Genomic DNA, 18,411 nt, shown 5'->3' with positions numbered 1-18,411 from the left:
CACCCGTACGGTCACGGGTGCCGCCCCTCGGCGTGGGTGCTTCGTCGGCTAGATGATCAGGCTGAGCGGCAGGATCAGGACGATGGCGACCACCGAGATCACCGTCTCCATCACCGACCAGGACTTCAGCGTCTGCCCGACGCTCATCCCGAAGTACTCCTTCACCAGCCAGAAGCCGGCGTCGTTGACGTGCGAGAGGAACAGCGATCCGGCGCCGATCGCGAGCACCAGCAGGGCCGCGTGGGTCGAGGACATGTCCGTGGCCAGCGGGCCGACGATGCCGGCCGCGGTGATCGTGGCGACCGTCGCCGAGCCGGTGGCCAGGCGGATCAGCACGGCGATCAGCCAGCCGAGCAGCAGCGCCGAGATGTGCCACTTGGCGGACCACTCGCTGACCGCGTTGCCGACGCCGACGTCGATCAGCGTCTGCTTGAAGCCACCGCCCGCGCCGACGATGAACACGATGCCGGCGATCGGGCCGAGCGACTTGCCGACGGTGTCGGAGATCCGGGCCTTGTCGAAGCCGGCCGCCCTGCCGAGGGTCGCCATGCCGAGCAGGGTCGCGGCGAGCAGTGCGATCAGCGGGGAGCCGATGAAGTCGAACACCCGCTGGCCCATCGCCTTCGGGTTGTCGATCACCACGTCGGCCAGCGCCTTGCCGAGCATCAGCACGACCGGCAGCAGGATGGTGGCCAGCACCGCGCCGAACGACGGGGTGCGGTCGTGCTTGGCCGACTCCTCGGGGGCGGTGGCCGCCGGGATCTCCAGCGGACCGACCCAGCGCTCGGCCAGCCGCGCGAACAGCGGACCGGCGATGATGAGGGTCGGGACGGCGATCAGCAGACCGAGCGCCAGGGTGATGCCGAGGTCGGCCTTCAGCGCGTCGACGGCGACCAGCGGGCCCGGGTGCGGGGGCACCAGGCCGTGCAGCACCGACAGGCCGGCCAGTGCCGGGATGCCGATCCGCATCAGCGGGACGTTGCCGCGGCGGGCGACCAGCAGCACGATCGGGATCAGCAGGACGACGCCGACCTCGAAGAACAGCGGCAGGCCGAGCACGGCCGCGATCAGCGCCATCGCCCAGGGCAGCCCCTTGTTGCCGGTCCGGGAGAGCACGGTGTCCGCGATGATGTTGGCGCCGCCGGAGTCCGCCAGCAGCTTGCCGAGCATCGCGCCGAGGCCGATCAGCAGGCCGACGCCGGCGACGGTGGAACCGAAGCCGGTGGAGAAGCTGCTGAGCAGCTTGTCGAACGGCGCGCCCGCGACGGCGGCCAGCAGACCGGAGCCGAGTGTGAGGGCGAGGAACGGGTGCAGCTTCAGCTTGGTGATCAGCAGGACGATCACACCGATGCTGAGCAGCACCGCGATCAGCAGCTGGGAGTCGCTGCCGGTGTGCGGCAGGGCCGGTGGGGCGGCCGCCAGCAGAGTGGGGGCAATGCTCACGCGAGGTCTCCATTGACGGGCCGCAGCAGCGCCACGGCCATCTCGACGAGTTCTTCGGGGGACGGGCCCACGTCCAGGACGGCGCCGCGCTCGTCCGCCTCCAGGGGTTCCAGGGCGGCGTACTGCGAGTCGAGCAGCGACGACGGCATGAAGTGGCCGGTGCGGTGGCTGAGCCGGTCCTCGACCAGCTCGTGGCCACCGCTGAGGTGCAGGAAGAAGGCGCCCGGGCAGGCCGCGCGCAGGGTTTCGCGATAGCGGTGCTTCAGCGCCGAGCAGGTGACCACGCCGCCGGTGCCGGCCTCGGTCCGCTCCTTGAGCCAGGCGCCGATGGCGCCCAGCCAGGGGGCGCGGTCCTGGTCGTCCAGCGGGGTGCCGGCGGACATCTTGGCGATGTTGGCCGCCGGGTGGAACTCGTCCGCCTCGGCGAAGGGGAGTGCGAGGCGGTCCGCCAGCAGGCGGGCCAGGGTGGTCTTGCCGACACCCGAGACGCCCATCACCACCACGGTGAGGGGGGCCTGCGGGAGGTCGTGGTTCTCGACGCTGAGAGCCATGGGGTGGTGCTCCTTCGTTGCCTGGCCGCCACTATCGCCTCAAAGATATGACGTATTCAAGTGGTGGAAACCAAATCGTCATACTTTTGAGGTGTGGTCTGGGTCGCAGGGAGGCCAGGTGCGGGGCGCAGGGTGACGTGAGCGCTCGCGGGGCGGGCGTCTACGCTGGGCGGATGGAGATCCAGGGGCTGCCCGGGCGGCTGCTTGACGAGCTCGGGCCGGCGATCGCGTCGGGGGAGATCCCCGAGGGGGCGGTGCTGCGCGGGGAGGAGCTGGAGGAGCGCTTCGGGGTGTCCCGGACGGTGGTCAGGGAGGCGGTCCGGGTCCTGGAGGGGATGCGGATGGTCGCGTCCCGGCGACGGGTCGGGATCACCGTGCAGCCGAAGTCGCTCTGGGACGTCTTCGACCCGACGGTGATCCGCTGGCGCCTGGCCGGCGCGGACCGGTCCGCCCAGCTGCGTTCGCTCGGCTCGTTGCGGGTGGCCGTCGAACCGGCCGCCGCGGCGCTCGCCGCCACCCACGCGAGCGACGACGACCGGCGCGAACTCAGCTCGCTGGCCGTGGATCTGACGGTCACCGCGCGGGCCGCCGACCTCACCACCTTCCTCCGGCACGACATCGCCTTCCACTCCCTGGTGCTGCGCGCCTCCGGCAACGAGATGTTCGCCCACCTCGGGACCACCGTCGCGGCGGTGCTCACCGGCCGGACCGAGTACCATCTGATGCCCCATCAGCCCGAGCCGTACGCGATCCGGTTGCACCGCGAGGTCGCGGAGGCGATCTGCGCCGAGGACGCCGCCCACGCCGAGCGGGCGATGCGGACGATCGTGAGCGGCGCGCTGGATGAGCTCAACCTCCAACTGGGCTGAGCCGTGGGTGCCGAGGCCGTCACGGCTGCCGGGGCCGTCGCGACCGTCCGGACCTCCGGGGCCACCCGGAGGTCCGGAGCTTCTGGGGCTTCTCGGCCTCCAGGGCTTCCCGGATGACACGATTTGGCGGCAGTTCGACGGTTTCGGACGCATAGTCCTGGTTCGGCGGGGCAGAGTGAGGCAAGCGGGCGCGTTTCGTGTGCGCCCGGCCCGTGTTCTTCACCGAAACGCGCGCCACGCGCCTGGGGGTCGCTCGATGTCCGTGCCACGCCGCCGCCGCCGTCGCCTGCCCGACGAGGTTCGCGCCGCCGCAGTCCGGGCGGTGCTCTGCCTGGCCTTCACCCTGGTGGGCGTCGTGGTGGCGACACTGGCCTCGTACGCGGGCAGTTGGCTGCTGACGCCCGCTCTGCTCGCGATGGGGCTCGGGGTGTTCGGGACCATGTGGTGCCTGCTGGAGATCCTGATCTCCCGCCAGGTCGCCGCCCAGCGGGTGCGGGCGCCGGGCTCCGCGCACCCGATGGCGGGCAGCCGGGTGCCGCCCGGGCCGCCGGCCGCACGTCCGCTCCCCCGGCCCGGCCCGTCCTCGGTGTACCGGCAGCCGTACGAGTCGACGCAGCCGTACCAACAGCCGTACCAGCAGCCGTACGGGACGGGGCAGCAGCAGCAGCCGTACGGGCCCGGCCGGCAGCAGCCGCCGTACCCGCCGCCGCGCCAGCCCCGGGTGCGGACCAACCAACCGTAGGGCCGGTCGAATCGGTCAGTCCAGGACCGGCAGCGCCCGGTAGTGGGTGGTGAGCCGGCGGTCCCCGTCCAGGACGTGGAAGGCGAGCATCGGCGGGTGGTCGAAGGCGATGCCGCGCCCGCCCTCGCAGGGCAGCATCACGGTGGAGACCACACCGGGCGCGATCAGCAGCGGCAGCCCGGCGAAGGTGGTCGCCGCGGGGGTGTGCGAGTGACCGCAGAACAGGGCGGCCACCCGGGGATGCCGGCGCAGTACCCGCGCCAGCCGCGCCTCGCCGAACTGGCGGATCGGGTCGACGTACGGCAGGTACAGTTCCACCGGCGGGTGGTGGAAGGCCACCAGAGCGGGCAACTCGACGCTCCCCGAGCCGAGTTCGGCGTCCAGCCAGTCGAGCGTGGCGTCGTCCAGCAGGCCGTCGTCCCGCCCGGGCACGGAGGAGTCGAGCATCAGCACGTCGGCGCCGGGCAGTCGGTGCAGCCGGTTGACCGGCGCCTCCCCCGGCGCCTCGCCGAGCAGCACCTCCCGGTAGGGCGAGCGGCGGTCGTGGTTGCCGGGGCAGACGAGCACCGGGTGCCGGGAGACCAGCACCTCGGCGACCTGCCGGTACTCCTCGGGCAGGCCGTGGTCGGCGAGGTCGCCGGTGACCAGCACCGCGTCCAGCGGGCCCGGCAGGGCGTCGAGGTACGCCATCACCTGCTCGGCCCGCCGCCGGGCGCGCTTGCCGTCGTCCCGGCGGTGGACCTGACCGAGGTGGATGTCACTGAGGTGCGCGATCGTCAGCATGCCGACCACGCTAGTGACTTCACCGCTGGGCGGGAACCTCCGCGGGGCGCTTGAACATCCGGGTGGCGGTGATCTCGCCGTGGACGGCCGGGCCGTCCGGGTCCGGCGCCGCGGGCAGGCCGGGGCGCAGGTGCTCCTCGACCGAGATGTACTTGAGGCCGGCCCGCAGGTCGGCGTCGTTGCGCAGCCGGATCACCAGCGGGAACTCGGCGAGCGCGGTGGTGTCGAACAGGCCGGTGGTGTAGATCAGTTGGACGCCGAGCGCGTCGGCCACGGCCCGCTGGAGCTCCAGCAGGTAGGTGGCGTTGGCGCGGCCGATCGGGTTGTCCAGGAACAGCGTGCCGGCGTGCCGGAGCTGGGACTGGCCGCGGTCGTTGGCGCGCAGCGCGGCCATCGTGCAGTACAGCGCGATCGCGGCGGTGAGCAGCTGGCCGCCGGAGAAGACGTCGGACATCTGGCCGACGCCGACCCGCTCGGCGCGCAGCACCGCGTCGGGCTTGAGGATCTCGACGCTGACGCCCTTGGGGCCGATCGCGGCGGCGACCCCGCGCAGCAGCAGGGACATGCCGTCGCGGCGCAGGTCGCTGTTCTTCTTGACGGCGGCACGGGTGGCCTCGTCGATGACCTCGCCGAGGCGCTCGACCAGGGTGGCGTGGTCCGGGTCCTCGAAGCGGATCCGGAGGAACTCCTGGCCTGACCACTCCCCCAGGCCCTCGGGCAGCCGGGACAGCCGCTGGGCGGCCCGCAGGGTGGTGAGCGAGGACTCGACCAGGCCGCGCAGCCGGTCCACGATCGAGCCGCGGTTCTTCTCCAGCTGGGCGAGTTCGTCGGTGAGCACCCGCAGCCGGGGCGCGAAGGCGACGGCCCAGGCGGCGGCGTGCTCGGGCAGCGCGGAAGCCGGCAGTTCGCGGATCTGCTGACGGGCGGGGGTGCGGACGGCCTCGTAGCGGGCGGCGTTGGCGTGCCGGACCAGGGCGTCGGAGGCGTCGCGGACGGCGAGTTCGGAGGAGGACAGCTCGCCGGCGGCGGTGCGCAGGGCGCGGCGCGCCTCGGTGGCGCCGGTGCGGGCCTCGGCGAGCGAGCCCAGGTAGGGCTCGACCGGGTCGTCCTGGTCCTCCTGGTGGTCGCGCAGGCCGTCGCGCAGCTGGCCGGCCAGCTCGTCGAAGTCGGCGGCGGCGGACTGGGCGGTGTCGAAGGTGCGCTGGAGGTCGGCGTGGGCGGTGCGGGCGGCGTCCAGGGCCTCGCGGCGCTCGGCGAGGCGGCTGGTGGCGGTGCGCAGCAGGGCCTGGGCGTGCTCCGGGTCGGTGGGGACGAGGTCCTCGGGCAGTTCGGTGTGCGCCTCGCCGTCGGCGGGGGCGGAGCGTTCGGCCTCGCCGCGCAGGCGGCCGAGCTGCTCGCTGGCGGTGGCGGAGCGGGCCTCGATGGTGGCGACCAGTTCCTCGGCGCGGGCGGCGGCGGCCTGGCGGGCCGGGCCGTCGGCGCCGTCGGGGCTGCCGAGGAGTTCCTCGGCGCGGGTGCGCACCTTGTTGGTGAGGCGGTCGAGTTCGGTGGTGGCGGCGGCCTCGTCGCCCTCGGCGCGGGCCTGTTCGGCGCGCAGGTCGGCGCCGACACCGACCTTCTCGTACAGCTGGGAGGCGGCGCGGTAGGCCTCGCGCAGGGCGGGCAGCGCGGCTGGGGCGGTCTCGGCGGGCTCATCGGACTGCTCGGCGGCGGGGATCTCGGCGCGTTCGGCGCGCAGCGCGCGGACCGTACGGCGGGCGTCGTCGGCGGCGCGCTGGGCGGCGCGGCGGTCCTCGTCGCAGGTGCGGGCGCGTTCGGCGCACAGCGCCTGGCGGCGGTCGCACTCGGCGGCGTCCTCGGCGAGTTCGCGCTGGCGGCGGGCCCAGTTGCCGCGCTCGCGCAGCCGGAAGGCGAGGCCGGAGAGGGCGTCGGCGCGGCGGCGGGCGCGCTGGGCGGCCTCGCGGTGCTCCTCGTGGGCGGAGGCGGCGGCGGCGTGGTCGGCCTCGGCCTCGTCGTGGTCGGCCCGCAGGGTGGCCAGGGCGGCGGCGGCCTGCTCGGCGTGCTCGCGGGCGGCCTCGGCGGCGGTGGCGAGTTCGGCGAGGGTGCCGGGCGGGCAGCTGGCGTGCCAGGAGGCGAGGCGGGCGGCGAGGGCGCGGTCGGCGCCGAGGCGGCCGGCCAGTTCGCGGATGTGTTCCTCGCGGGCGCTCGCCCGGGCGCGCAGCTCGCGGCGCTCGCCCTCGGCGGCGGACTCGTCGTGCATGGCCGGGTTCGGCGGTACGAGGAAGAAGGCCGGCTCGTCGGTGATCGGGGCGATCAGCGAGGCGGCGGCGCCGACGGCCACGGTGGAGCGCGGCAGCAGGGCGGCGGCCTGCAGGGCCTCGCGGGCGCGCTCCAGCGAGGTCGGGTCGGTGACGACCACGCCGTCGACCAGTTCCGGGCGGGCGGCGAGGATCACGTCGTGGTCGGCCGGGTCGACGGACTGGGCGAGGTAGCGCCAGCCGGGCAGGGCGGGGATGCCGTGCTCGGCGAGGTACTCGACGGTGGCGAGCACGTCGGGGCCGGGCGGCAGCAGGCCGCCGTCGCCGAGTGCGGCGAGGATGCGGGAGTCGTCGGCGGCGGCCGTGCGCAGGTCGAACAGGGTGCGCTCGGCGGTGGCGATGGACTCGTCGAGGAGTTCGCGCAGGTACTCGGCGTTGCGGTCGAGCACGGCGGGGGTGAGGAAGCCGGCGTCCTCCTCGGCGCCGGACCCGTCCTCGCTCCAGTCCGTGGATGCGGGCGTCAGGGAGAGCAGGTCGGCGAGGCGCTGCTCGGTGGCGAGCAGCGCGGCGGTGCGGTGCTCGGCGGCGAGCGCCCTGGCGGCGTCCTTGCGGGCGTCGCCGGCCCGCTCGGCGGCGAGTTCGGCGCGGCCGGTGGCGGCGGCGGCCTCGCGCAGCCGGGCGGCGGCGGACTCGGCGGAGGTACGGGCCTGGGCGAGCGCGGCGGCGGCGGCCTTCTCGACGTCGGCGGCGTGCAGTGCGGCGCGGGCCGGGTCGACGTCGCCGTCGGTGTCGATGAAGCCGGCCGCGACGGCTGCCTCGGTCTCCTGCTCGACCTCGGCGAGGCGCTGGCGCAGGTGGTCGGCCTCGCTGCGGGCCTTCTGGGCGGCGGTGGCGGCCTCGGTGGCGTCGGACTGCGCCTTGCCGCCGTCCTCCTGGAGTTCGCCCGCGCGCTCCTCCTCGGTGTCGGCGCGGGACTCGGCGGCCGCGGCGGCGGACTCCAGGGCCCGGGCCAGGGCGGTCGCGGCACGGGCCCGGGCGGCGAGCGCGGGAGCGGCGTCCAGCTCGGCCTCGCGGATGGCGGCGGCGACCCGGGCGACCCGGTCGGCGGCGGCGCGCTGGCGCAGCACCGCCTCGGCGGCCTGCCAGGCGGAGTGCAGGGTGCGGGCGTCGATGAGTTCGCGGCGCAGCGCGGCGGCCTCGGCGGTGGCCGCGGTGAGGCTCAGCGTGGCGTGCCGGTGGGTGAGTTCGTCGGTGATCAGGCTGTGCCTGGTGCGGTCGGCCTCGGCCGCGGTGACGGCGCTCGCGGCGGCGGCGACCTCGATGGCGAGGTCCTGGGCGCGGTCGCGTTCGGCGGCGGCGCGGGAGGCGAGCGCGTGGGCGAGGCGGCGGGTGCGGCGCTCGGCGGTGCGGTGGGCCTCGCGGACGGTCTCGCGGGCGGTGGTGGCCTCGGCGATGCGCTCCAGCAGGTCCAGCGAGCCCGCGGTGAAGTCGCGTTCGGCGGTGAGTTCGGCGCGGCGGCCGAGCTTGGCGGCGAAGCCGTGGACGAGGTCGGCGAGGCCGTCGGTGTCCCTGGTGTCGGTGACGGCGCGCAGCAGGAGGTCGGTGAAGTCGCTGTCGTGCTTGACCGCGAAGAGGCCGGCCGCCTCGCCCTCGTCGGCGTTCATCTCGCGCTGGTAGCGGAAGAGTTCGGGGTCGAGGCCGAGCTCGCCGAGGTGCTCGGTCCAGCGGTCGTGGCCGTCCTCGAAGACCAGGTCGAGGTACGGGTGGGCCTTGCCGGCCTCGGTGAGGGCGTCGCGGAAGCCCTTCATGGTGCGGCGGCGGCCGCGGGCCTTCTGGTCGCCGGACAGGCTGACCCGCTCGGCGACCGGCAGCGAGTCGAGGGTCAGGCCGGGGCCGGGGCGGAAGGAGTACCAGGTCTCGGCGAACTTGCGCGGGTCGGAGGAGACCTGGCGGCCGCGCCACTCGCTGACCTTGCCGACCACGATCAGCTCGCCGGTGACGGTGTGCTGCCACTCCAGGGCGACGTGGCCGCAGTCGTCGGCGAGCAGGAACTTGCGCAGCACGCCGGAGCTGGCGCCGCCGAGGGTGTTGCGGTGGCCGGGGAGCATGACCGAGAAGATCAGCTTGAGCAGGACGGACTTGCCGCCGCCGTTCTCCAGGAAGAGCACGCCGGCCGGGGCGGGGCGGCGGACCGGGCCGTCGACGTCCTCGCCGAACAGGCCGATCTGCTGCGGGGCCGGGTCGGCGACCGGCTCGCCGACGCCGCGCAGGTCGAGCACCGTGTCGGCGTAGCGGGCGCCGGCCGGTCCGATCGAGTAGAGGCGGACCCGGTTGAGCTCGTACATGTGCGGCGGTTCTCCGTGGCTTGCGTGGCGTGAGGGACGGGCGGCGCGCCGGTTCGGGCGGGTGGGCCGGGGGCGGCGCGGTGGGCTCCGGGCGGGTGGTCCCGGAGCGCCTGGGCTCAGAGCGAGTGGAACGGCAGGCCGGCGTCGGCGACCAGTTCGTCGCCGGTGTCCGGCGGCAGCAGGCTGGCGGTGCCGTCGGAGACCGGGACGATGCCGAGGTCGAGCAGTTCGGCCATGGCCGCGCTGCCGGCCAGGTCGCGGACCTGGAGCTGGTAGCGGGCGGTGGTGCGGTAGGTGCCGCCGGAGTCGTCGGAGACCTTCTGGAGGAAGCCGGAGTCGACCAGGAACAGCACGGCCTTGGCGACGATGCCGATGGTGGAGCCGGAGAGCCGGCGGGCGTCCTTGGTGGCGCCGGTGGCGGTGCGCCGGGCCCACACCCGCCAGGCGGCCTCCAGGCCGGGGGCGTCGGAGGCCGGGTCGGTGTTGGCGCCCTCGGCGTCGGCCTGCTCCTCCAGGCGGCGGCAGGCCTGGCGGACGAAGGAGTCGACGCCGTTGACGGTGATCCGGCCCAGGTAGCCGTCGTCGGCGAGGTCCTCGGGGCGGGGGAAGGCCATCGCGGCGACGGCCAGGTGGGCCAGGCCGTGCAGGAAGCGGTCGGTGGACTCGGAGGCGGCGCGGCGCGAGTAGTCGCCCATCCGGACGGCGAACAGCGAGTCCTCGGCGGCGGCCACGGCCATGCCGGCCCGCGGGGAGACCTCCAGGACGACCAGGCCCATGCCGGTGGCGATGGCGTCGGCGAGCCGGGCGAACGGCGGGTCCTCGCGGTGGCGGCGCACCAGCTCGGCGTACTCGGCGTCCCGGGCGGGGAGCAGCTTGGCCTGGAGGCCGAAGGAGACCAGCCGGGCGGCGTCCGCGACGTCGGCCGGGGTGATCGGCGCGGGGGCCGCGGGTTCGCTCTCGGCCGCCCAGGACGTGTCGTGGTGGGTCGTCACGGGCGGTGCTCCTCAGGGGTGGCGCGGTGGGTACGGTTCGTCAAGGCGGGTTCCGGGCCGGTCAGCCGGCGTCCTTGCGGTCGGCGGCCATGCCGACCGCGTCGAGCAGGGCGCTGCCGACGATCAGGTCGGCGCCGCCGAACTCCCAATCGCGCAGCGGGGTGCCGTCGTCCACGGCGAACAGCAGCCGCTCCTCGCCCTGGCGGTACGCGGTGCCGACCGGCGGGCTGGCCGCGTGCACGGCGAGCAGGGCGACCAGGTACGGCAGGTCCGGGTCCTGCTTGCGGGCGTCGGCGAGCAGGCCGGAGAGCCGGCGGGGGGCGTCCGGGGGCAGGTCGAGCAGGACCGTCGCGGACTCCAGCTGGGCCTCGGAGAAGCGGCTGTCGTCGGGGGTGGCGACCAGGTCCGGGTCGGGCAGCTCGGCCCCGAGGTGCTCGCGCTCGACCGGCGGGGTGAGCAGCAGGTCGACGAGGTCGGCGACCCGGACCGAGACCGGGGTGCGCAGGCCGGTGCCGTGGGCGAAGAAGGCGCCGGTGGGGCGGACGGCCTGCTCTATCGGCAGCCGCAGCACGGGGGCGAGCAGCTGCCCGTAGAGGTCGATGCCGCTGCGGGCGCCGGGGGTGGCGAAGGCCTGCCGGTCCTGTTCGGCGCGGAACAGCGGGCCGGCCTCCAGCAGGCGGGTCTGGAGCCGGGTGTGGCGGCGGATGCAGTCCTTGACGATGTCGACCAGCTCGGCGGCGCGGCGCTTGTGCTCGGGCTCCTCGGCCTCGTCGCGGGCCTTGCGGATGTTGGTGAGAATCGCGTTCTCGTGCCGGTAGCGGTCGGCGATGTGGTCCAGCGCCTCCTCGATGAGGTCAGGGACGGCGCGCATCCAGTCGACCGCCCGGACGTTGCGGCGGGTGGCGTCGAGGGCACGGCGCAGCGTCTCCGCGTACTGGACGGTGCGGTAGCGGGCCTGCTCGGCGGCGAGCTGGGCGTCGGCCAGGCGGCCACGGCGGATCAGCACCTCCAGCTTGACCTCGGCGGCGATCTGGGCCGAGGTGACGTCGGTGTCGAGCGCGCCGACCAGGACGTTGACCGCCTCGTCGGTGGTGCGCAGGTAGACGCCGCCGTCGGGGCCGGGGACCTCCTCGATCAGCTTGAAGTCGTAGTCGCGGCGGACGTACTCGCCGTCCGCGCCGAAGGTGCCGTAGACGGCGCGGAAGCCGCGGTCCACGCTGCCGACGTTGATCAGCGACTCCAGCACCCAGCGGGCGACCCGCTCGTGCTCGGTGGCGGGGCGGCCGGCGGCCTGGGCGGCGACCCTGGGCAGCATCCGGGCGAGGACTATCTCGCGGTCGGCCCCGGTGTCGAAGTCCATGTGCAGGGTGACCAGGTCGATCGCGGCGAGGCCGACCTCGGCCATCGCGTAGCCGCCGTACTCGCCGGCCAGGTTGACCTTGCGGTTGTCCAGGTCGTGCAGCGGGGCGGTGCAGGCCAGCGCCTTGAGCCGGCGGGCCAGGCCCTCGTCGGCGGCGGGGCCGGGCGCGGGGCGCACGGCCGCCGGGCCGGCGGGCGGTCGGAGGCCGGGCTCGGTGGGCGGGTCTGCGATGGCGGTCACGGAGGACAAGATTAGGGGTTCGCACCGACATCGACCGAAACGGGCCTTGCGGACGGGTGGAGCGGCAGGTCGGCGAGGGTGCGAGGGGCGATTTCGCAACGCGGTTTCGACGGGATTCCGCCATTCTCGAACCCGCATTCGAGAAAACCGTGAGGACGGCGCGATAGTTCGGTGATGATCGACGCATGATCACCCGACTGGCCAAAGCGGGCCTCGCCGCCGCGCTGTCCGTGACCACCCTCGCCACCGGCGCCGTCCTCGCCACCGGCGCCGTCCTCGCCACCGGTGCGACCGCCACCGCCGCCCCGGCCGGCACTCCGTCGGCCTCCGTCCAGCACGTGACCGTGTCGCAGGGCGGGAACTACCCCGGCGGCTTCTTCACCACCGGCAACATGTCGGTGGGCTGGACCACGTCCGGCACCGCGGACGTGACCGGGCCCACGCACATCACCCTCGACCTGCCGCCGGGCGTCACCACCGACGGCGCGATGTTCTTCCCCACGCCGCCGGACTACACCTTCACCACGGCCCTCTCCCCCGACCACCGCCACCTTGAGGCCGTGTTCACCGCCACCCGGGCTCCCGGGAGCTACAACTTCATGAAGCTCAACCTGGCCACCACGCCCGGCGTGCCGATCGCCGGCACGATCACCGCGACGGTCGCCAACCCGAACGACACCGACCCGACCGGGCACATCTCCGCCTACGACCTCGTCAGCAAGAGCCACCTGCCGGCGACCGTCCAGGCCGCCCCGGCCGTCACCGGCCTCGACACCGCCACCGGCCCGGCCGCGGGCGGCACCGCGGTGACCGTCAGCGGCAGCAACCTGGCCGGCGGCATGGTGCTGGTCGGCGGCCTCCCGGCGCCCGGCCGCTGCACCGACACCGCCTGCACGGTGACCACGCCCGCGGGTTCGGGCAACGCCCCGGTCAGCGTGGTGACGCCCGGCGGCACGGCCGCGGCGCCCGCCGCCTTCGACTACACCGGCACCCCGCCGACCCCGGCCGCGCCGACGATCAGCAGCCTGTCCCCCGCCTCCGGCCCGGCCGCCGGCGGCACCCGGGTGATCGTGTTCGGCAGCAACCTGACGTACGGGACGGTGGCCTTCGGCGGGGTTCCGGCCGCCCACGTCTCCTGCGGCCCGACCGCCTGCACGGCCACGGCCCCGGCGGGCGCCCAGCCCGGGCCGGTGGGCATCACCGTCACCACGGCGGGCGGGCCCAGCGCGCCGGCGACGTACACCTACACGGCGTAACGGCCGTCCGCGGCGCGCGCGCCGCCACCACCGGTGCCCGGGTTCCACGGAACCCGGGCACCGGTGCGTTCCGGGGCCTCCCTTCGACAGGCGTGTTGAACACGTTCAAAGATAGGTCTAGAGTCGGTTCCGCGCAGGCGTGACAAGGCTCCGCCTGCACTTCGACGTGCAACGAGCGCTACCCCTTCCTCGCCTACGGCACCGACTGGCTGGCCTTCGCCCACCTGGTGATCGCCGCCGCCTTCTGGGGGCCGCTCAAGGACCCGGTCCGCAACGTCTGGGTGATCCGCTGGGCCGTGCTCGCCTGCGGAGCCGTCATCCCGCTGGCACTGGTCTGCGGGCCGCTGCGCGGAATTCCGCCGACATGGCGATTCATCGACATGTCGTTCGGGGTCTTCGGCGTCCTACCGCTGCTGATCGTGCTGCGGGCGCTGCGTCCGCTGGAGCGCGCCTTCCGGGAATCGGCTCCCGCGCACTGAACCCGGGCGGCCCCGGCGCACTCACCGACCCGAGCGACCCCTCGCACCCCCTCACGACCCCGTACGGCCCCCGGGGCGGCCCGGCGCGGCGCCGCCCCGGGGCGTGCGCTCCCGGGCACACGCCGCAGCGCCCGCGGGGCACCGGGTCACGGACAACGGCCTTCATCCGCAGGCCCTACCATCTGGCTCAACAGCTGCTGGGAGGCGGACGGGCGTGGCCGATGCGGTGATCGATCTCAATGCGGACCTCGGCGAGGGGTTCGGACGCTGGACGCTGACCGACGACGAGGCGCTGCTGTCCGTGGTGACCAGTGCCAACGTCGCCTGCGGGTTCCACGCCGGGGACCCGTCGACGATGCGTCGGGTCTGCGCACTGGCGGCCGAACGCGGCGTCCGGATCGGCGCCCAGGTCTCCTACCGCGACCTGGCCGGTTTCGGCCGCCGCTCGATGGACGTGCCCCCGGAGGAGCTCGCCGACGAGATCGCCTACCAGATCGGCGCCCTCCAGGTGTTCGCCCGCGCCGCCGGTTCCAAGGTCTCCTACGTCAAGCCGCACGGCGCCCTCTACAACCGGGTGGTCGGCGACTCCGAGCAGGCCGAGGCCGTGGTCGCCGGCGTGCTGCGGGCGGGCGCGGTCTGCGACGGGCCGTTGCCCGTCCTCGGCCTGCCCGGCTCGCTGCTGCTGGAGGTGGCCGAGGGCGTCGGCCTGCCGGTGGTGGCGGAGGCCTTCGCCGACCGCGCGTACACCCGCGCCGGCACCCTCGTCCCGCGCCGCGAGCCGGACTCGGTGGTGGAGGACCCCGGGTCGGTGATCACCCGCGCCGTCGGCATCGCCAGGGACCACGCCCTGGAGGCCGCCGGCGGCGAACGGGTCGCCGTCGAGGCCCGCTCGCTGTGCGTCCACGGCGACACCCCGGGCGCCGCCCAGCTCGCCTGGCGGATCCGCGGCGCCCTGGCCTCCGCCGGAGTCCGGGTGGAGGCCTTCACGTGACGGTGGGGGCGGTGCACCGGGTCGGCGAGCGGGCGCTGCTGGTCGAGCTGCCCGGGACGGCCGAGGTGGCCGCGCTGTACGGCTGGCTGAGCGAGCGCAGGGAGGCGGGAGCACTCGGCGCGGTGGAGGAGCTCGTACCGGCCGCGCGCACCCTGCTGCTGGACGGCGTCGCGGACGTCGACGCGGTGGCGGCGCTGCTGCGCACCGCCCGGCCGGCCGCGGCCGGGGCGGCGCACGGGCCGCTGCTGGAGGTCCCGACCGTGTACGACGGCGCCGACCTGGCCGAGGTCGCCGCACTCTGGGGGGTGTCCGAGGAGGCCGCCGTCCGGATCCACACCGGACCCGAGTACGTCGTCGCCTTCTGCGGCTTCGCCCCCGGTTTCGGCTACCTCACCGGCCTCCGGGAACGGTACGAGGTGCCGCGCCGGGCCACCCCGCGCAGCTCCGTCCCGGCCGGCTCGGTCGCCCTGGCCGGCCCGTACACCGGCGTCTACCCACACCGCTCCCCCGGTGGCTGGCAGTTGATCGGCCGGACGGCGCTGCCCCTCTGGGACGCCGGCCGCGAGCCCCCGGCCCTGCTCGCCCCGGGCACCAGGGTCCGCTTCACGGCCGAACAGGACTGAGGGGAGGCGGAGTTGAACGAGCTGGTGGTGGAGCGCCCCGGCCCGCTGACCACGGTCCAGGACCTCGGACGGCGCGGGGTCGCCCACCTCGGGGTGCCCAGGGCAGGAGCGCTGGACGAGCCGGCGCTGCGCGCCGCCAACCGGCTGGTCGGCAACGAGCCGGGGGCCGCGGGCCTGGAGACCACGCTCGGCGGGGTCGCGCTGCGGGCCGTCGGGACGGTGGTGGTCGCCGTCACCGGTGCGCCCTCGCCCGTGCGGGTGGACGGCCGGCCGGCCGCCTGGGGCGCGCCGGTCGTGGTGCCGGCCGGGGCCGTGGTCGAGGTCGGCGCGGCGACGGCAGGGGTGCGCGGCTACCTGGCGGTGGCGGGCGGGATCGCCGTCCCACCGGTGCTCGGCAGCCGCTCGGCGGACCTGCTCGCCGGGCTCGGACCGGCCCCGCTGGCCGCCGGGGACCGGCTGCCGGTCGGCCCCCCACCGCCGTACCGGGCCCGGCCCGAACTGGTGCCGCTGCCCGCTCCCCCGGCCGAACTGGTGCTGCGGCTGCGGCTCGGGCCGCGCGCGGACTGGTTCACCGCGGAGGCGGTGGCCCGGATCGGCCGCGACCGGTACCTGGTCTCCCCGACCGGCAACCGGGTCGGGCTGCGCACCGAGGGGCCGCCGGTCGCCCGCGCCCGGGACGGCGAACTGCCCAGCGAGGGCATGGTGTCGGGCGCGGTGCAGATCCCGCCGGACGGGCAGCCGGTGGTGTTCCTGGCCGACCACCCGACGACCGGCGGCTACCCGGTGATCGGCGTCGTGCCGGCCGGCGACCTGCCGGCCGCCGCGCAGGCCAGGCCGGGGACGCCGGTGCGCTTCGTGCCGCTGCGGGAACACTGAGCCGCCTGGCCGGGGCCGGGGGGCGCCGAACCGCGCGCCGGCTTCGCGCTCAACGCCCCAACAGCAGTTCGGCGACGGCGCGTTGAGCCGGGTCAAGCCCCGTCTCGCCCTCCTCGGCCGCCCAGACCGCGTTCTGCAGCACCCGGGCGAGCGTCCAGGCCGCCGCCACCTCGCGGTCCAGCTCCAGCACCTCCGTCAGGAGGTCGAAGCGCCGCCGCAGCGCCCGGGCGAGGTCCCCGGTGGCCACCAGGTCCGTCCAGCGGTTGCGCAGCGCCGGGAGCAGCTCGAAGCCGGGGTGGCCGGCCAACGGCTTGGGGTCGATGGCCAGCCAGGGCGCCCGGCCACTGCCCGGGAGCGGCGCCAGCACGTTGCCGTAGTGCAGGTCCCAGTGCAGCAGCCGGTCGCCCGGCTCGGTGCGGGCCTCGCGCAGGGCGGCCGCGCAGTCGGCGAGCAGGCGCCGTTCCGTCGGGTCGGCGAGGGAGGCGGTGACCGCCGGGGCCGCCTCCAGCAGGCGGCCCGCCGCGTCCGCCAAGGTCCTGAGCCCGGACGGAGCCTGATGACTCGTCAGTTCGCTCAGAAGCTCGGCGACCACGCGCAGCGCCGCGAGGTCGTCGGGGAGGTCGAGCAGCGAGCGCGCCGGGTCCAGGCGCTCCAACAGCAGTGAACCGGTGGCTGGTTCGTGATCGAGCAGCCGGACGGCGCTGCCGCCGCCCCACGCCCGCAGGGCGAGCGGCTCGCCGACCGTCTCCTCGTCCACCGGCTGGAGCTTGAGCACGGCCGGCGTCCCGTCGGCACGCAGCACGGGCAGCACCAGCCCGACCACGCCGTGCGCGACCGGCCCGTCCGGGCGCAGCTCCCAGCGGTCGAACAACTCGGCCGCCAGAAGGGGCAGTCCGGCCGTCCAGGCGCGCCCCTCTGCGCCGAGGAACCCTTCCAGGGACGCGGCCAGCGCGGGTGGTACCTCGACGGACATCGGACGGGCTCCTCTCGGGCGGTTCACCTCACCCTACGGCGGACGGCGGCCGGCCCCGCCCGGTCGCCGTCCGCCCGAGCGCCCGATCACCCCGCCCGGTCACCCCAGCCCGAGCGCCTCCGCCGCCGCGGCCGCGAAGCCGTCCGGGTTGTCGAGCATGATGTTGTGTCCGCAGTCGGGCACCGCGACCACCCGCACGCCCGCTGCCCGCAGGGCGTCGGCGCCCGCCGGCTCGCCGTCCGCCACCGGGTGGAGGAAGGTGCGCGGGAGGTCAAGACCGAGCAGCAGCTCGCGCATGGACGGGGCGGTCGCCCGGGCGAGGTGGCGGGCGCTGCGGTGGACCGCCTCCGGACCGGCCAGCCGCATGGTGGACCACCAGAACGGGCCGACCCGCTCGGCGACTTCGTCCCGGCCGCCGGCCAGGAACTCCTCCTCGGTGTAGGCCGCGATGCCGCTGCTGCCGGGGCGGCGCCGGTCGGGCTCGATCCGGTCCAGGTTGGCGTCCACCAGGAGCAGCCGCTCGACCAGACGCGGGTGCCGGTGGGCGAGGACGATCGCGACCGCCCCGCCCATGCTGTGGCCCACCACCTCGACCCGGTCGGGCCCGGCGGCCGCGACCGCCGCCGCGACCGCGTCCGTGTGCTCCTCCAGCGTGTAGCCGAAGTCCGTCGGCCGGTCGCTGAGGCCGAAGCCGAGCAGGTCCAGGAGCAGCGAGCGCCGCCCGGCGAGCAACGGGTGGACGGCGGCGGCCGCGAAGTAGGCCGGCGAGCTGGCACCGAGCCCGTGCAGGTAGAGCCGGGCCGGCTCGGTACCGGGCAGTTCGGCACCGGGCAGCTCGACCCAGCGGATCCGGTCGCCGTTCGGGGTGACGGGGGCCTCGCGCATGCTCACACGCTCCTCTTTCAGGGGTCCCGGCACCGGCGGGCCGGCTCCGGGGGTTCCGGCGGACGAGCAGGACCATACATCGATCCCGAGGTATCGCGATAGCGATATACCCACGCCCCGAGGGACGGATCTGAGAGAGTGACCCCATGCTGAAGCTCGCGATCCTCGGATTCCTGTACGACCGGCCGCTGCACGGCTACGAGCTGCGCCGCCACCTCGCCGCGCTCACCGGCCACGTCCGCCCGATCAGCGACGGCACGCTCTACCCCGCGATCAAGCGCCTGGAGGCCGACGGCCTGCTCGTCCGCGAGACCGAGCCGGGCAGCGCCGCCGCCCCCCGGCACACCCTGCACCTCACCGAGGCCGGCCGCACCGCCCTGCTCGACCGGCTGCGCGAGCCCGAACCGCTCGACGTCAGCGACGAGAACCGCTGGTTCACCCTGCTCGCCTTCCTGCGGCACCTGACCGACCCGGCCGCCCAGGCCGCAGTGCTCCGCCGCCGGCTCGCCTTCCTCGCCGAGCCCGCCGGCTTCTTCTACGAGGGCGACCGCCCGATCCGCGCCGAGGAGTTCACGGATCCGTTCCGGCGCGGGCTGCTGCTGGTCGCCCGCGCCACCACCGAGGCCGAACTCGGCTGGCTGGAGGCGACCCTGTCCGACCTGGAGGGCGCCCCGCGCTAGAACGGCCACTGGTCGGCGTGCCCGTGCTGCTGGTGGTGCTCGTGCCGTGCGGGGTGTGCCATGTC

Annotated in this window: 15 protein-coding genes and 1 pseudogene; 8 read left to right on the top strand and 8 right to left on the bottom strand. The window is 75.3% G+C overall.

Annotated elements, in window-relative coordinates; all coding sequences use genetic code 11:
- Positions 1-48: 48 nt before the first annotated feature.
- Positions 49-1,437 carry a GntP family permease gene (locus ACIQOW_RS37910; RefSeq protein ID WP_401092390.1) on the bottom strand — a complete coding sequence of 463 codons (1,389 nt, stop codon included), beginning with the start codon at positions 1,435-1,437 and terminating at the stop codon, positions 49-51.
- Positions 1,438-1,439: 2 nt separating this feature from the next.
- The gene (locus ACIQOW_RS37905; protein ID WP_401092380.1) at positions 1,440-1,994 is read right to left on the bottom strand and encodes a gluconokinase; all 555 of its coding nucleotides are present in this window, start codon (positions 1,992-1,994) and stop codon (positions 1,440-1,442) included.
- Between the two features lie 173 nt (positions 1,995-2,167).
- On the opposite strand from ACIQOW_RS37905, the gene ACIQOW_RS37900 reads away from it, so the two are divergent.
- Positions 2,168-2,863, top strand: a complete 696-nt coding sequence (locus tag ACIQOW_RS37900) for a FadR/GntR family transcriptional regulator (RefSeq protein ID WP_401092379.1) — start codon at positions 2,168-2,170, stop codon at positions 2,861-2,863.
- A 256-nt stretch (positions 2,864-3,119) separates the two neighbouring features.
- Positions 3,120-3,605 carry a hypothetical protein gene (locus ACIQOW_RS37895; RefSeq protein ID WP_401092378.1) on the top strand — a complete coding sequence of 162 codons (486 nt, stop codon included), beginning with the start codon at positions 3,120-3,122 and terminating at the stop codon, positions 3,603-3,605.
- A 15-nt stretch (positions 3,606-3,620) separates the two neighbouring features.
- On the opposite strand, the gene ACIQOW_RS37890 is transcribed toward ACIQOW_RS37895, so the two are convergent.
- From ACIQOW_RS37890 to ACIQOW_RS37875, 4 genes are all read right to left on the bottom strand, one after another.
- Positions 3,621-4,388 (bottom strand): metallophosphoesterase, encoded by a 768-nt coding sequence (locus ACIQOW_RS37890; RefSeq protein ID WP_401092377.1) that lies wholly within the window; start codon positions 4,386-4,388, stop codon positions 3,621-3,623.
- 19 nt (positions 4,389-4,407) lie between these two features.
- Positions 4,408-8,991, bottom strand: a complete 4,584-nt coding sequence (locus tag ACIQOW_RS37885; protein ID WP_401092376.1) for a hypothetical protein — start codon at positions 8,989-8,991, stop codon at positions 4,408-4,410.
- Between the two features lie 116 nt (positions 8,992-9,107).
- The gene (locus tag ACIQOW_RS37880; RefSeq protein ID WP_188294818.1) at positions 9,108-9,983 is read right to left on the bottom strand and encodes a hypothetical protein; all 876 of its coding nucleotides are present in this window, start codon (positions 9,981-9,983) and stop codon (positions 9,108-9,110) included.
- A gap of 61 nt (positions 9,984-10,044) precedes the next feature.
- The gene (locus ACIQOW_RS37875; protein ID WP_401092375.1) at positions 10,045-11,583 is read right to left on the bottom strand and encodes a hypothetical protein; all 1,539 of its coding nucleotides are present in this window, start codon (positions 11,581-11,583) and stop codon (positions 10,045-10,047) included.
- A gap of 185 nt (positions 11,584-11,768) precedes the next feature.
- Between ACIQOW_RS37875 and ACIQOW_RS37870 the strand changes: the two genes are divergently transcribed.
- The 5 genes and pseudogenes from ACIQOW_RS37870 to ACIQOW_RS37850 all read left to right on the top strand — a co-directional run bounded on the left by ACIQOW_RS37870 (position 11,769) and on the right by ACIQOW_RS37850 (position 15,808).
- Positions 11,769-12,839, top strand: coding sequence for an IPT/TIG domain-containing protein (locus ACIQOW_RS37870; protein ID WP_401092374.1), 1,071 nt, complete (start codon positions 11,769-11,771; stop codon positions 12,837-12,839).
- Between the two features lie 173 nt (positions 12,840-13,012).
- Positions 13,013-13,318, top strand: a pseudogene (locus tag ACIQOW_RS37865) (hypothetical protein); the annotation flags it as partial.
- A gap of 214 nt (positions 13,319-13,532) precedes the next feature.
- Positions 13,533-14,309 carry a LamB/YcsF family protein gene (locus tag ACIQOW_RS37860; RefSeq protein ID WP_401092373.1) on the top strand — a complete coding sequence of 259 codons (777 nt, stop codon included), beginning with the start codon at positions 13,533-13,535 and terminating at the stop codon, positions 14,307-14,309.
- On the top strand, positions 14,306-14,932 hold the full coding sequence (gene pxpB / locus ACIQOW_RS37855) for a 5-oxoprolinase subunit PxpB (RefSeq protein WP_401092372.1): 627 nt from the start codon (positions 14,306-14,308) through the stop codon (positions 14,930-14,932). The genes ACIQOW_RS37860 and pxpB overlap by 4 nt, the downstream gene beginning before the upstream one ends.
- 12 nt (positions 14,933-14,944) lie before the next feature.
- Entirely contained in the window at positions 14,945-15,808 is an 864-nt protein-coding gene (locus ACIQOW_RS37850) for a biotin-dependent carboxyltransferase family protein (RefSeq protein ID WP_401092371.1), read from the top strand.
- 49 nt (positions 15,809-15,857) lie between these two features.
- Here ACIQOW_RS37850 and ACIQOW_RS37845 read toward each other — a convergent pair whose 3' ends face one another.
- The gene (locus ACIQOW_RS37845) at positions 15,858-16,781 is read right to left on the bottom strand and encodes an aminoglycoside phosphotransferase family protein (protein WP_401092370.1); all 924 of its coding nucleotides are present in this window, start codon (positions 16,779-16,781) and stop codon (positions 15,858-15,860) included.
- A gap of 99 nt (positions 16,782-16,880) precedes the next feature.
- A complete protein-coding gene (locus ACIQOW_RS37840) occupies positions 16,881-17,666 on the bottom strand; it encodes an alpha/beta fold hydrolase (protein ID WP_401092369.1) in 786 nt (261 codons plus the stop codon).
- Positions 17,667-17,812: 146 nt separating this feature from the next.
- Between ACIQOW_RS37840 and ACIQOW_RS37835 the strand changes: the two genes are divergently transcribed.
- Positions 17,813-18,346: a PadR family transcriptional regulator gene (locus ACIQOW_RS37835; protein ID WP_401092368.1), complete on the top strand. Its 534-nt coding sequence runs from the start codon at positions 17,813-17,815 to the stop codon at positions 18,344-18,346.
- Positions 18,347-18,411: the final 65 nt, after the last annotated feature.

It is taken from the genome of Kitasatospora sp. NPDC091335 (assembly GCF_044757205.1).
Lineage (GTDB): Bacteria > Actinomycetota > Actinomycetes > Streptomycetales > Streptomycetaceae > Kitasatospora.
Note: the sequence above shows the minus strand (reverse complement) of the source record. Positions and strands in the feature narration are given on the sequence as shown.